The sequence below is a fragment of the Cohnella hashimotonis genome (assembly GCF_030014955.1).
In the GTDB taxonomy this organism is placed as follows: domain Bacteria; phylum Bacillota; class Bacilli; order Paenibacillales; family Paenibacillaceae; genus Cohnella; species Cohnella hashimotonis.
The window spans coordinates 4,153,773-4,166,950 of sequence record NZ_JAGRPV010000001.1 but is presented as its reverse complement, the minus strand read 5'-3'; the positions used below and the strand labels follow the sequence as shown (position 1 = coordinate 4,166,950).

At 58.2% G+C, this 13,178-nt stretch carries 14 protein-coding genes and 1 pseudogene; 12 read left to right on the top strand and 3 right to left on the bottom strand.

Annotated elements, in window-relative coordinates:
* The first annotated feature begins 15 nt into the window (after positions 1–15).
* The 3 genes from KB449_RS16880 to KB449_RS16870 all read left to right on the top strand — a co-directional run bounded on the left by KB449_RS16880 (position 16) and on the right by KB449_RS16870 (position 1,772).
* Positions 16–207, top strand: coding sequence for a hypothetical protein (locus KB449_RS16880; RefSeq protein WP_282909484.1), 192 nt, complete (start codon positions 16–18; stop codon positions 205–207).
* 89 nt (positions 208–296) lie between these two features.
* Complete coding sequence (hemW, locus tag KB449_RS16875; RefSeq protein WP_282909483.1) at positions 297–1,475, top strand: radical SAM family heme chaperone HemW; 1,179 nt, start codon at positions 297–299, stop codon at positions 1,473–1,475.
* Between the two features lie 42 nt (positions 1,476–1,517).
* Complete coding sequence (locus KB449_RS16870; protein WP_282909482.1) at positions 1,518–1,772, top strand: YkgJ family cysteine cluster protein; 255 nt, start codon at positions 1,518–1,520, stop codon at positions 1,770–1,772.
* A gap of 62 nt (positions 1,773–1,834) precedes the next feature.
* On the opposite strand, the gene KB449_RS16865 is transcribed toward KB449_RS16870, so the two are convergent.
* Positions 1,835–2,854 carry an HD-GYP domain-containing protein gene (locus tag KB449_RS16865; protein WP_282909481.1) on the bottom strand — a complete coding sequence of 340 codons (1,020 nt, stop codon included), beginning with the start codon at positions 2,852–2,854 and terminating at the stop codon, positions 1,835–1,837.
* Between the two features lie 81 nt (positions 2,855–2,935).
* On the opposite strand from KB449_RS16865, the pseudogene KB449_RS36715 reads away from it, so the two are divergent.
* A pseudogene (locus KB449_RS36715) lies at positions 2,936–3,004 on the top strand (group II intron maturase-specific domain-containing protein); the annotation flags it as partial.
* Positions 3,005–3,122: 118 nt separating this feature from the next.
* Here KB449_RS36715 and KB449_RS16860 read toward each other — a convergent pair.
* Positions 3,123–4,334, bottom strand: coding sequence for an MFS transporter (locus KB449_RS16860; protein WP_282909480.1), 1,212 nt, complete (start codon positions 4,332–4,334; stop codon positions 3,123–3,125).
* Between the two features lie 23 nt (positions 4,335–4,357).
* On the bottom strand, positions 4,358–5,143 hold the full coding sequence (locus KB449_RS16855) for a TrmB family transcriptional regulator (RefSeq protein ID WP_282909479.1): 786 nt from the start codon (positions 5,141–5,143) through the stop codon (positions 4,358–4,360).
* A gap of 217 nt (positions 5,144–5,360) precedes the next feature.
* Here KB449_RS16855 and KB449_RS16850 point away from each other — a divergent pair, with 217 nt between their 5' ends.
* The 8 genes from KB449_RS16850 to tyrS all read left to right on the top strand — a co-directional run bounded on the left by KB449_RS16850 (position 5,361) and on the right by tyrS (position 13,170).
* On the top strand, positions 5,361–5,828 hold the full coding sequence (locus KB449_RS16850) for an N-acetyltransferase (RefSeq protein ID WP_282909478.1): 468 nt from the start codon (positions 5,361–5,363) through the stop codon (positions 5,826–5,828).
* A 146-nt stretch (positions 5,829–5,974) separates the two neighbouring features.
* Positions 5,975–7,000: a heat-inducible transcriptional repressor HrcA gene (gene hrcA, locus KB449_RS16845; protein ID WP_282909477.1), complete on the top strand. Its 1,026-nt coding sequence runs from the start codon at positions 5,975–5,977 to the stop codon at positions 6,998–7,000.
* Between the two features lie 44 nt (positions 7,001–7,044).
* Positions 7,045–7,614, top strand: a complete 570-nt coding sequence (gene grpE / locus KB449_RS16840) for a nucleotide exchange factor GrpE (RefSeq protein WP_282909476.1) — start codon at positions 7,045–7,047, stop codon at positions 7,612–7,614.
* Between the two features lie 61 nt (positions 7,615–7,675).
* Complete coding sequence (gene dnaK / locus KB449_RS16835) at positions 7,676–9,526, top strand: molecular chaperone DnaK (protein WP_282909475.1); 1,851 nt, start codon at positions 7,676–7,678, stop codon at positions 9,524–9,526.
* A gap of 118 nt (positions 9,527–9,644) precedes the next feature.
* Positions 9,645–10,763, top strand: a complete 1,119-nt coding sequence (dnaJ, locus tag KB449_RS16830) for a molecular chaperone DnaJ (RefSeq protein ID WP_282909474.1) — start codon at positions 9,645–9,647, stop codon at positions 10,761–10,763.
* A 287-nt stretch (positions 10,764–11,050) separates the two neighbouring features.
* Positions 11,051–11,203 carry a YfhD family protein gene (locus tag KB449_RS16825; RefSeq protein ID WP_282909473.1) on the top strand — a complete coding sequence of 51 codons (153 nt, stop codon included), beginning with the start codon at positions 11,051–11,053 and terminating at the stop codon, positions 11,201–11,203.
* A gap of 5 nt (positions 11,204–11,208) precedes the next feature.
* Positions 11,209–11,559 carry a hypothetical protein gene (locus KB449_RS16820; RefSeq protein ID WP_282909472.1) on the top strand — a complete coding sequence of 117 codons (351 nt, stop codon included), beginning with the start codon at positions 11,209–11,211 and terminating at the stop codon, positions 11,557–11,559.
* 342 nt (positions 11,560–11,901) lie between these two features.
* On the top strand, positions 11,902–13,170 hold the full coding sequence (tyrS, locus tag KB449_RS16815; protein WP_282912838.1) for a tyrosine--tRNA ligase: 1,269 nt from the start codon (positions 11,902–11,904) through the stop codon (positions 13,168–13,170).
* Positions 13,171–13,178 lie beyond the last annotated feature (8 nt).

Genomic DNA, 13,178 nt, shown 5'->3' with positions numbered 1-13,178 from the left:
CGGAGGCGACGCGTCATGGCCATCGTGCCGATCTATGCAGGCGAACAAATGCAGATCAGCGCGGACCCGGCCAAAGGACATGTTCACATCGAGCTGTCCAGCACGGGTTACCGGGAACGTTACGTCTCCCTGTACGTCGAGCGGGCTGAGGAGCTGCAAGAGATCATCGAAGCCCTCGTTCTCGCCAAACAACATCTGATAGAGTAACGATTGCGGCAAGCTCTCCGAAGGCATCGTCCCGGGGAGCTTTTGCTTCCTTTAAGCAGGCCTCGCCGCATCCGAGAGGAGCTTAACCTATGAACGCAACCGCTACGGTGCCATCGCTACACGCGTGGACGCCCCGTGCGCTTTATATACACATCCCGTTTTGCACAAACAAATGCTACTATTGCGACTTCAATTCCTACGTGGCCGCCGGCCAGCCGATCGACGCCTATCTGGATGCGTTGGAGCGGGAAATGGAAAATACGGTCAAGGCGCTTCCGCCCGAGGCGATCGGCAAGGTGTTCGTCGGCGGCGGCACGCCTACCGTGCTGAATCCCGCGCAGATGACGCGTTTTCTTGAATCGGTAAATCGCCATTTTCCGATCGCGGCGGGCGCCGAGTTCACGATGGAGGCGAACCCCGGCACGACGGACCCGGACAAGCTCGCGGCCATGCGCGAAGGCGGCGTCAACCGAATCAGCTTCGGCGCGCAGACGTTCGATAATGCGCTGCTGGCCGCGATCGGCCGCATCCACGAGGCGGACGACGTCGTGAACAGCATTGCCAACGCCAAGGCGGCGGGATTCACGAATCTGTCGATCGACCTCATGTTCGGCCTGCCGCGCCAGACGCTGCAGCAGCTGGCCGACAGCGTGGAGCGAGCGCTCGAGCTGGATTTGCCGCATTACTCGCTGTACAGCTTGAAGGTAGAGGAGAACACGCTGTTCCATCGCTTGTACGAGCGGGGCGAGCTGCCGCTGCCGGAGGAGGACGTCGAAGTCGAGATGTTCGCGCATCTGCGGCGCCGTCTGACCGAGGCCGGATACGGGCATTACGAGATCAGCAACTTCGCCCGTCCCGGCTTCGAGAGCCGCCACAACTCCGCTTATTGGCACAACGAGCCCTATTTTGGGCTGGGTGCGGGCGCTCACGGTTATGCGTTAGGCGAGCGTCATCTCAATATTAAAGGCGTGCAGCCTTATATTGACGCGGCGCTGGCTGGACTGCCCCGGCTCGAGCGCAATCCCGTATCCGCGAAGGAAGCGATGGAGGACTTCATGATGGTCGGGCTGCGGCTGCGGGCCGGCGTGCGCGATGCCGACTTTGCGCTTCAGTTCGGAGGAGCTAGCCTTGCCGAGACGTTCGGTCCGGTGCTTGACAAGCTGCTGGCGCAAGGGCTGCTTGAGCGAACGCCTGAGGACGACGGGTACCGGTTAAGCGAGGCGGGCGTGCCGCTGGGCAACGAGGTGTTCGGGGCGTTTCTGGCGTGAGACGGCTGCGCGGGGACGAAAGATAACGAGGAGGGGATCAATTTGGAATGCAGGCCCGGCTGCGGCGCATGCTGCATCGTCGTCTCCATCTCTTCGCCGATCCCCGGGATGCCGGATGGCAAGCCGGCGGGCGTGCGCTGCGTGCAGCTCACCAAAGACAACCGTTGTTCGATCTTCGGCCTTCCCGAACGGCCTGCCGTCTGCGGACAGCTTCAGGCGTCTGCCGAGATGTGCGGCGCCCGCAACGAAGACGCATTCGCATATTTAGCGGAGCTGGAGCGGATCACCGCTCCATAAATGCGAAACGAAACATCCCTGGCATACGTACTACGCAGGGATGTTTTTTTGCATACCGTGGGCTAGGACGACGCTTTTAGGTCCGAGTTTGCAGCTGTCTTTTCATTCGAGGGTTGTCCGACGGCTGGTTTTGCGCCGTGCTTGGACAATATTTGAGGTCCTTCGCGCTGCCAGATGCTCAGAAAGGCTTTGACTACGTCGGGATCGAATTGCGTTCCTGCATGTTTCCGAATTTCCTCTATCGCAAACGCAATATCCAGTTCTCCTCTATACACTCTCCGGGAGGTCATCGCATCGAAAGTATCGGCCACGGCCATAATTCTAGCTGCAATCGGAATGTTAGAATGTCCGATCCGGCTCGGATAGCCGCATCCGTCAAATCTCTCATGATGATGAAGAATCATATCCAAAATGCCGGAGCGTTTAAGATGGGAGATGTGGTTTAACATTGTATAGCCTGTAAGGGGATGCTGCTTGATGATTTCAAACTCCTCGTCGGTCAGTCTTGATGGTTTGAGCAAAATATGCTCGGGCACGCCAATCTTCCCGATGTCATGGAGAATTCCTCCAATATAAATGCGCTCGCACGCCAGCTTGGACATATTCATTTCCTCGGCGATTTTCTTTGAATAATAAGCCACGCTATCCGAGTGATCGGCCGTATAATGATCTCTTGAATCCAGGGCCTTAGCTAACGTAAATGTGAGCTGAAGCATATTTTGCTTCTGCCTGTTGTAATACAAGATCATAAACGAAATAGAGGAAGAGGTTGAGAAATACGTAACGACCAGGGTGAAGACTCTCAAGATGAATTCATCCTGTTTGAACAGTACCGGCTCTTGCTCCAAATAAACGCGAAAGAAAACGATAAGAATGACGAGCATGCTGCGAATCCAGGTTTCCTTCCAAAAAGACAGGCCTAACAATAAGCTGAGGATTAAATAAGCGAACTGGAACAGGATGTAATTTTCAAAATAGATGTCGACCGCAACAACTGCAAGAAATGCGATTGCGAATAAGAAGCGGCCTGTATACTTATTCAGAGTAAAGGTTTCCGCATAATGGGCAATGTAGTTTTTCATAGGATCACGTACCTCGCTGATAGGTTGACGCTGTAAGTTTACTTGATATTGTCAAAATCGACCAGCTTAAGTTGAAAACAAGCGAACGCTCGTCGCGACCCTTGGGAAATGTCCCGGAACATGAATAACGCCCTTCCGACCTCCTACTGAGAGGCGAAAGGGCTGAAAAGTCTGCTTTCTCGTTATTGGTATGCGGACCCGCATGTACGGTGGTGAGAGGAAGGAGGACGGCCGCCTCCTCCTGCTCGATTCTATCGTTGCTTGCGGCTCACCTTCCCCGCAGCTCCGCGTCCTTCGGCAGCAGCAAAGTGAAAATGCCCAGCAGCGGCAGATAGGCACAAATATGCATAACCGTCGATATACTGGTGTGGTCCGCGATCTCGCCGAGCAGCGCGGAGCCGAGTCCGCCGAGGCCGAACGCAAGGCCGAAGAAAAGGCCGGATACGAGTCCGATCTTGCCGGGCAGCAGCTCCTGCGCATAGACGACGATGATCGAGAAAGCGGAGGAGAGCACGAATCCGGCGCAAACGCACAATACCGCGGACCAGAACGGGTCGGCATAAGGGAGCGCGATGGAGAAGGGCGCGGTGCCCAATATCGAGAGCCAGATGATGTTGCGTCTGCCGAACCGGTCCGCGAGCGGGCCGCCGATGAAGGTGCCGGCTGCGGATGCGACGAGGAACGCGAACAGATACCACTGCGCCGCCTGCTTGCCCACGCCGAAATCGTCGATCAAATACAGCGAGTAAAAGCTGGTGAAGCTTGAAAGATAGACATGCTTGGAAAAAACGAGCAGGACCAGGATGCCGACCGACATGCGAACTTTGCCGGCTGTGAGCTTGCTGGCGGATTGCAGGGGCTGCGCCGCCTTCTTTGGCTTGGGCGCCGCGCCGACTGCCGCATACCAGCGTGCAACCAGCGTCTGCAGGACGATGCCCGCCACGGCGGCGATGATAAACAATAGAACGCCTTTTTGCCCGAGAGGAATGAAGATGGTCGCGGTCATGACGGGTCCGAGCGCGCTGCCGATGTTGCCGCCCACTTGAAAGATCGACTGCGCCAGCCCCCGGTTATTGCCCGCGGCAAGATAGGCGACGCGCGAAGACTCGGGGTGAAACGCGGCTGAGCCGACCCCGATCGCGGTCACCGACAACAGGATGGTCGCGAAGTTGGGCGCCAGCGCGAGCATAATGACGCCGAGCAGCGTGAAGCAGACGCCGAGCGGCAGGATGAAGGGACGCGGCTTCTTGTCCGCGAACCATCCGACGAGCGGCTGCAAAAACGAAGCGGTAATGTTCATCATAAATGCGATGAGGCCGATCTGACCGTAACTCAGGTGCTGCGACTCGCGCAGCACCGGGAACAGCGCGGTGACGGTCGATTGCATGGAGTCGTTGAGCAGGTGAACCGTGCTGATCATGTACAGGATCGGAAAAACGGTGGCGCTGACAGGCAGCGCGCGGGCGACTGCGGTTTTCATGTGACTGCTTCTCTCCCTTGATCTTATTCGAGTCCGTATTCGTCGCGATAGCGTTCAAGCAGCTTCTCGTAATCGCCGCCGTACGCGCGTTCGAGCGCGGGGCCGAAGTCCCGCTCGATGTCCATCATCATGACGTCGTGCTGGAAGGCCTGCTTGAGCACATGCGCGACGGCCGGGTGGTTCGTTTCCAGCGCGGCCGACTTGCCGACGGCGCCGAAGCTGCCGATAAATCCTTCTTTCCAGTCGCACAGGATGTAATAATCGCGCGCGTCCTGGGGCAGCCACATTTCCATTCGCTTGTGCGTGCGCACATGCTTAAGCTTCGACCTTACCTGGCCGAGCGTGATCGCGACGACGACGACGCCTCTGGATTCGGCTTCCAGCAGCAGCGGCTCGAGCTCCGCAAAGTCCTCGCTCCATATGTCCACGACGATCGAGCGTTCCGCGCTGGCGATCATGCGCCGAAGAGACAAGCGAATGTTGCTTTCGCCCGACCAATTGTAGAAGGAAGCCGCCGCAGGCTTCGGCTTGAGCTCCCTGACGAGCACGTCGGCGATCTCGTCGAATTCGGAGCGCAGCATGCGGATGACTTGTCCGATCGGTACGGCGCCGTACATGACCGGATCGCCCTCCGCAGTTCTGCATACGCCTTTGTCCACCAGGGAGCGCAGCGCCGCATAGACGTTGGTCCGCGATACCGAAACGCGCTTGGCGACCTCGTAGCCCGACAATGTCGCTTCATCGTGGAGCGCCAGGTAGCAGCGCGCTTCCAGCTCGGAAAGTCCGAGCCGCTTTAACCTTTCGATCATGGCATAACCGCCCTTTACGTTAGTCGTATTATTAAATACTACTTAGTGATCGTTATTATGATGGGGTAATAAATAGATGTCAATGAATTTTTGCCATTTATAGCCGGATGCGGTCGCCTCATAAAAATGTTATTGAGAATTCATTCGTATTCATGTATATTTATTCACATCATCTTATCAGGAGGCGCCGTCGGCGCGGACGGAAAGCAGGGGGACCATGAACACAACGATCGTGAGCCGCAAGGCAAGGCCGGAAGACGTCGAGGCGCTGTTCGAATTGATCCAGGGGTACGCGGAAAAAGGAATTATGCTGCCGCGATCGAGAGTGGCCCTGCTGCGCCATATCGACTCCTTCGTCGTAGTAGAGGATGCCGGCAAGCTGATCGGCTGCGGTTCATTGTTCCGGCTTGGCTCCGATCTGGTCGAGATCCGTTCGCTCGGGATGAGCGAAGGATATAAGGGCATGGGCATCGGCTCCCGCATCGTCGACGCACTGATCGATGAAGCGCGCCGCATGAATATTCCGAAGGTCATGGCGCTTACTTATGAAGTGAAGTTCTTTTTGAAAAATGGCTTCAGCGTCGTCGACAAGGAGATTTTTCCCGAAAAAGTGTGGACCGACTGCGTGCACTGCAGCAAGCGCAACAACTGCGACGAGATCGCGGTCGTACGAATATTGGAATAGTCGCACGTTCGAATGGGCGTTTGCCCGAATGGATGCCAAACCGCAACGGTCGTCTTGACACGACAGGCGCGGTTTGGTATTTTTGTAATAGTGATTAGCACTCATGATCGTTGAGTGCTAACGACGGCGAGGAGGGGGAACGATTCATGCTCAGCGAGCGTCAACGTATGATTCTTAGCGCCATTGTGGACGATTATATCCGCTCGGCGGAGCCCGTCGGCTCGCGCAGCATTTCCAAGCGCAGCGACGTTTCGTTCAGCCCCGCCACCATCCGCAACGATATGGCCGATCTCGAGGAGCTCGGGCTGCTGGAGCAGCCGCATACGTCGGCAGGCCGCATTCCTTCCATTAAGGGATATCGTTATTACGTGGACCATCTGATCCGGCTCGGCGGCGTGAAGGAGCAGGACGTGAAGCGTCTTCGCGGCCTGGTCGCCGAGAAGATGAATCACTGGGAGGGTGCCGTCAGTCATGCCGCGACGATCGTGTCGCAGCTGACCAACTACACGTCGATCGTACTCGGACCGGACTCGTTTCATACGAGCCTCAAGCACTTCCAGCTGCTGCCGCTGACCGATACGACGGCCGTCGCCATCGTGGTCGCCAATACGGGGCATGTGGAGCACCGGACCATCACGCTGCCCGAGGGCGTGAGCATGGACGATATGCGGAGAATCGCGGGCCTGCTCAACGACAAGTTGACCGGCGTTCCCTTTTATAAGGTGAAGACGGTGCTGTATACAGAAGTGGCCAACGAGCTTAGCAGTTATATCGACCATTGCGAGCATATTTTGTCCCTGCTCGAGGATACGCTGAAGGAAGAGACCGAGCCCAAGGTGTACCTGAGCGGCGCGACCAACATTTTGACGCAGCCGGAGTTCAAGGACGTCGACAAGGTCAAAGGAATTCTGGACGTGCTCGAGGAGACGCCGCGTCTGATGCAGTTGTTTCAGTCCTTGTCCGAAGGGATACAGGTACGGATAGGGACGGAGAACGGCGTAGAGGCGATTAACCAATGCAGTCTTGTGACGGCGACGATCTCCGCGGACGGCCATCTGCTCGGCACGATCGGCATATTGGGCCCGACGCGCATGGAGTACGGCAAGGTCATCGGACTGCTGGATTATTTGTCCGGAGATTTGACCCGTCTTTACAATCAATTGTACAAATAACGCGCGAACGCGCAAAATGATCTTGATGAGGAAGGAGCCGAGCAATGGAACAGGATTTGAAGCAAGAGCCAAACGCTGAAGCGTCGGAACAAGCCGTTCCGGAGACGGAAGAAACGGTCGAAACGCAAGCGGAGCAAGCCGAACAAGCGTCGGCAGCGCCGGAGGACGACCGGTTCGAGGAGTTGAAGCGCCAGACCGAGGAGGCTTATCAGCGTCAGCTTCGCGTGCAGGCCGACTTCGACAACTATCGGCGCCGCACGCTCAAGGAGACGGCGGACTTGCAGAAGTACGCTTCGCTCAAGCTCGTGACGAATTTGCTTCCCGTGCTCGACAACTTCGGGCGCGCGCTGCAGACCTCGTCCGAAGGCGCCGAGAGCGACTCGTTCGTCAAGGGTATCGACATGATTAACCGCCAGCTCTGGCAAGTGCTCGAAGCCGAAGGGCTGAAGGCGATGGAGCCGGTCGGCCAGCCGTTCGATCCCGAGCTTCACCAGGCGATCATGACGGTGGAGTCCGAGGAATACGAGGAAGGCATTGTCGTCGAGGTCGTCCAACCGGGCTACTGGCTCAGCGACAAGGTCATCCGTCCGGCCATGGTCAAGGTTAGCGGGTAATTCCTACTTACATTTAACCGAATCTCAAATTTACGCATTTAATGACTGGAGGACTTGAATCATGAGCAAAGTTATCGGCATCGACCTGGGCACGACCAACTCTTGCGTAGCGGTCATGGAAGGCGGCGAAGCCGTCGTCATCCCGAACCCGGAAGGCAACCGCACCACCCCGTCCGTCGTCGGCTTCAAGAAGGACGGAGAGCGCATCGTCGGCGATACGGCGAAGCGCCAGGCGATCACGAATCCTGACCGTACCGTCATCTCGATCAAGCGTCACATGGGCACGAACCACAAGGAGTCGATCGACGGCAAGGACTATTCGCCGCAAGAGATCTCCGCCATCATTTTGCAAAAGCTGAAAGCAGATGCCGAAGCTTATCTCGGTCAGACGGTATCGCAAGCCGTTATCACCGTTCCGGCTTACTTTAACGACAGCCAGCGTCAAGCTACGAAGGACGCAGGCGCCATCGCGGGCCTCGAAGTGCTGCGTATCGTCAACGAGCCGACCGCCGCAGCGCTTGCGTACGGTCTCGAGAAGGCCGAAGACCAGACGATTCTCGTGTTCGACCTTGGCGGCGGTACGTTCGACGTCAGTATCCTCGAGCTCGGCTCCGGCTTCTTCGAAGTCAAAGCGACGAGCGGCGACAATCACCTGGGCGGCGACGACTTTGACCAAGCGGTCATGGAATGGCTGTCCGCCGAGTTCAAGAAGGAGCAGGGCATCGATCTCCTGAAGGACAAATCCGCCGTCCAACGTCTGAAAGATGCAGCCGAAAAGGCGAAGAAGGAGCTGTCGGGCGTTCTGCAAACGACGATCTCCCTGCCTTTCATCACGGTCGTCGACGGCGTGCCGCAGCACTTGGAGATGAACCTGACCCGCGCCAAGTTCGATGAGATCACGTCCTCGCTCGTCGAACGTACGATGGGCCCGACGCGTCAAGCGATGTCCGATGCCGGCCTGTCCGCTTCGCAAATCGACAAGATCGTGCTGGTCGGCGGCTCCACGCGGATTCCCGCCGTCCAAGAAGCGATCAAGCGCCTGACCGGCAAAGAACCGCACAAGGGCGTTAACCCGGACGAAGTCGTCGCGCTCGGCGCCGCGGTTCAAGCGGGCGTCCTGACGGGCGACGTCAAGGACGTCGTACTGCTCGACGTCACGCCGCTGTCGCTCGGCATCGAGACGGCCGGCGGCGTTCTGACGAAGATGATCGACCGCAATACGACGATTCCGACGAGCAAGTCCCAAGTGTTCTCCACCTTCGCGGACAACCAGACGCAGGTCGAGATTCACGTGCTTCAAGGCGAGCGCGCCATGGCCAAGGACAACAAGACGCTCGGCCGCTTCAACCTGACCGACATCCCGCTGGCTCCGCGCGGCGTGCCGCAGATCGAAGTCACGTTCGATATCGACGCCAACGGTATCGTTAACGTCTCCGCGCTCGACAAGGGCACGGGCAAGAGCCAGAAGATCACGATCACGTCTTCGGGCGGTCTCTCCAAGGAAGAAATCGAGCGCATGCAGAAGGAAGCCGAGCTGCACGCCGAAGAAGACAGTAAGCGCCGCGAGCTGATCGAAGCGAAGAACAGCGCAGATCAACTGGTCTACGCTGCCGACAAGGCCGTCAAGGATCTTGGCGACAAAGTCGACGCCTCCGAGGCTGCCAACGTCGAAGCGGCGAAGGAAAAGGTCAAGAAGGCGCTCGAGAGCGACAACCTTGACGAGATTAAAGCCGCTTCCGACGAACTGTCCGGCATCGTACAGCAGCTGTCCGTCAAGGTCTACGAGCAAGCGGCGCAGGATGCCCAAGCCGCGCAAGGCGAAGCCGGCGGTGCAGATGCCGGTCCCTCTTCCGCGAAAAAGGACAATGTTGTCGACGCCGATTACGAAGTCGTGGACGAAGACAAGAAATAAAGCATAGATAGCCGGCTGCCGGCGGCAGCGAGTAGTCAAAGCCGGTTCCGCATGGCGCTGCCTTTGTGGCGCGCGGCGGAACCCGCTTTGACTTTGTCATGGAGATGGAGGTTGAATAGTGGCGGACAAAAGGGATTTTTATGAGGTGCTTGGCGTCGGCAAGGGCGCATCCGCGGATGACATCAAGAAGGCGTATCGCGGTCTCGCCCGCAAGTATCACCCCGACGTGAACAAGGCGGCCGATGCGGAGGCCAAGTTCAAGGAAGTCAAGGAAGCGTACGATACATTGAGCGACGATCAGAAGCGCGCCCGTTACGACCAGTTCGGCCACGAGGACCCGATGGCGGGCATGGGCGGCGGACAGGGCGACTTCGGCGGCGGCTTCGGCGATATTTTCGATATGTTTTTCGGCGGCGGCGGCGGGCGGCGCGATCCCAATGCGCCGCAGCGCGGCAACGACCTGCAATATACGATGACGATCGAGTTCAAGGAAGCCATCTTCGGCAAGGAGCTCGATATCACCATTCCCCGGACCGAGAGCTGCGACCACTGTCACGGCAGCGGTGCCGAACCGGGCTCCAAGGTCGACAATTGTCCTACCTGCCGCGGCACGGGCCAGCAGGAAGTCGCGCAGAACACGCCGTTCGGGCGCATCGTCAACCGCAGAACCTGCTCGACCTGCGGCGGACGAGGCAAAATTATTAAAGACCGCTGTAAAGTGTGCTCGGGCAGCGGCCAGGTGAAGAAGCAGCGCAAGATCCACGTCAAGATTCCGGCCGGCGTGGACGACGGCTCGCAGCTTCGCGTGAGCGGCGAGGGCGAAGGCGGCACGCGCGGCGGACCTTCGGGCGACCTGTATGTCGTCCTGCGCGTCAAGGCGCACGACTTTTTCGAGCGCGACGGCGACGACATTTACTGCGAGGTGCCGCTGACATTTGCGCAGGCGGCGCTGGGCGACGAGATCGAGATTCCGACGCTGACCGAGAAGGTCAAGCTCAAGATCCCTGCGGGCACGCAGACGGGCACGTACTTCCGCCTCAAGGGCAAAGGCGTTCCTAAGCTGCGCGGATACGGACAAGGCGACCAGCACGTCAAGGTGACGGTCGTCACGCCGACCAATCTGAACGAAGCGCAGCGCGAGCTGCTGAGGGAATTCGGATCCACGACGGGCGAGTCCACGCACGAGCAGCACCAATCGATTTTCGAACGCATGAAAAAAGCGATCCTGGGCGACTAGTCCGATGGAAAAGAAGCCGATTCCCCGGTCATGAAGGCGACGGGGGGTCGGCTTCTTTTTCTTGTTCCGGATTATCGTTTCGCGTCGCGCGTTATCTCGGCCTGTTCCACGTCATTCACTGCGTCTCTCATGCAGGCTTCTTGCGGCATATTCCGCCCGCCGTTTTCGGGAATAGCGATTCTCAGTCTGCCCGCATATTCATTTCCCGCGCATAAGCCGCCGCCGAACGCGCATCCTAAACGGCGACTGCAAGCAATTTATTCGCCATTACGGGAGGATCAATATCGATGGGCAAGCAAAGCAAGAGCAACGAGCAGTTACCCGTAGCGAGAGCCGAGGACGTCGAGTTCGCGGCCGACAATGCGGACGCGGACGATCTGGAAGCGCTGCAGCGCTCGGAGGAAGCCGACCGCCGGGCGCAGCAATACGAAGGGACGTGAGCGACGTGGACAAGACGACGCTTGAAGCGAGCTTCGACTCGCAGGAGGAAGCGGAAGCCGCCGTTCGCAAGCTGACGGCGCTGCGCGGCGATCGCTTTCGTATGGAGAGCGCGGCAGCGGGGGCGGACTTTGGCTCCAAGGCGGGACGCCAGGATGCGATCGCGAGCGGCGTCGCCAGCGCGATGCTGTATGGCGGCGCGGAGCTCGAGGCGGCGGAGGAGCTCGGAACCGGTGCGGCCGAGTACGGACCGGGGGCTTCGAAGGCTGCGACGATCCATCTGACCGCCGACATCCCGGGCGAATCCGTCGAGCAGGCGCGCAGAGTCATACAAGACACGGGCGGTACACTCGCTTAACGATTGAGGTTGACATCGTCCGTTAATATCAATAAAATGTCTGTAACTCATATGCATTACGTTGAAGGAATCAGTAGCTGCCTCGTCCCTGTCTCAGAGAGCCGGGGGTCGATGAGACCCGGTACACACGCTGGCCAGCGAATTACGTTCTGGAGTAACCCGGGTAATGCCGGGCGGCCTGGCGATCGATATCTCGCCGAGAGCGGCATCCATGGCGCGCGCATATTTGCGGCGTACATCGGTGCAATTTGGGTGGTAACACGGTGGTCCAATCGTCCCTATGTCTATTTAGACAAGGGGCGATTTTTTATTTTCAGACAAGGGGAGCGGGTACCAATGAGCATGAACATTATCGACGAACTCGAATGGCGCGACGCGATCAATCAACAGACCGACGCCGAAGGTCTTCGCGAACTGACGAACCAAAAGGCGGTCTCGCTGTACTGCGGCGTGGATCCGACCGGCGACAGCATGCATATCGGGCATCTGATCCCGTTCATGGTGCTCAAGCGGTTCCAGCTCGCCGGCCATCGTCCGGTTATCCTTATCGGCGGCGCGACCGGCACGATCGGCGATCCGAGCGGACGCACCACGGAGCGCTCGCTGCAGACGCTGGAGCAGATTCAGGCCAACGTGGAGGCGCTCGCGGCACAGCTTACCAAGCTGTTTCTGACGGAAGACACGAGCCAGGCGCCGATGCGCATCGTCAACAACTACGATTGGACGCACAAGATCAACGTGATCGAATTTTTGCGCGACTTCGGCAAAAACTTCAGCATCAACTCGATGCTGGCCAAGGACGTCGTGGCGAGCCGGCTCGACAGCGGCATTTCCTTTACCGAATTTTCTTACCAAATCCTGCAATCGCTCGACTACCTCCATTTGTACAAGGAAGAGGACGTTCAGCTGCAGATCGGCGGCTCCGATCAGTGGGGCAACATTACGAGCGGCCTCGATTTGATTCGCAAAAAGGAGGGTGCGGAGGCGAAGGCGTTCGGACTCACGATTCCGCTCATGCTGAAGGCCGACGGCACGAAGTTTGGCAAGTCGGCGGGCGGTGCCGTATGGCTGGATCCGAACAAGACGACGCCTTACGAGTTCTACCAGTTCTGGGCCAATACCGACGATCGTGACGTGGTCAAGTACCTCAAGTACTTTACGTTCTTGTCCAAGGAGCGGATCGACGAGCTGGCCGAGAAGGTGCAGACCGAGCCGCACAAACGCGAGGCGCAAAAAACGTTGGCCGAGGAAATGACGCGGTTCGTGCACGGAGACGATCTTCTCGAGCAAGCCAAGCGTATCACGGACGCGCTGTTCAGCGGGGACATCAAGGCGTTGACCGCCGACGAGATCGAGCAGGGCTTCAAGGAGATGCCGACCTTCGAAGCGACGCCGGAAGCCAAAAATATCGTCGATTGGCTGGTGGACCTGAAGATCGAGCCTTCCAAGCGCCAAGCGCGCGAGGACATTACCAAAGGCGCGATTTACTTGAACGGCGACCGCGTCAGCGATCTGGAGCTGGAAGTGTCGGCGAGCCACGCGATCGGCGGCCGGTTCGTGATTATCCGCAAGGGCAAGAAAAACTACAGTTTGGTGAAAATCGTCAAGTAAGTCGCTCG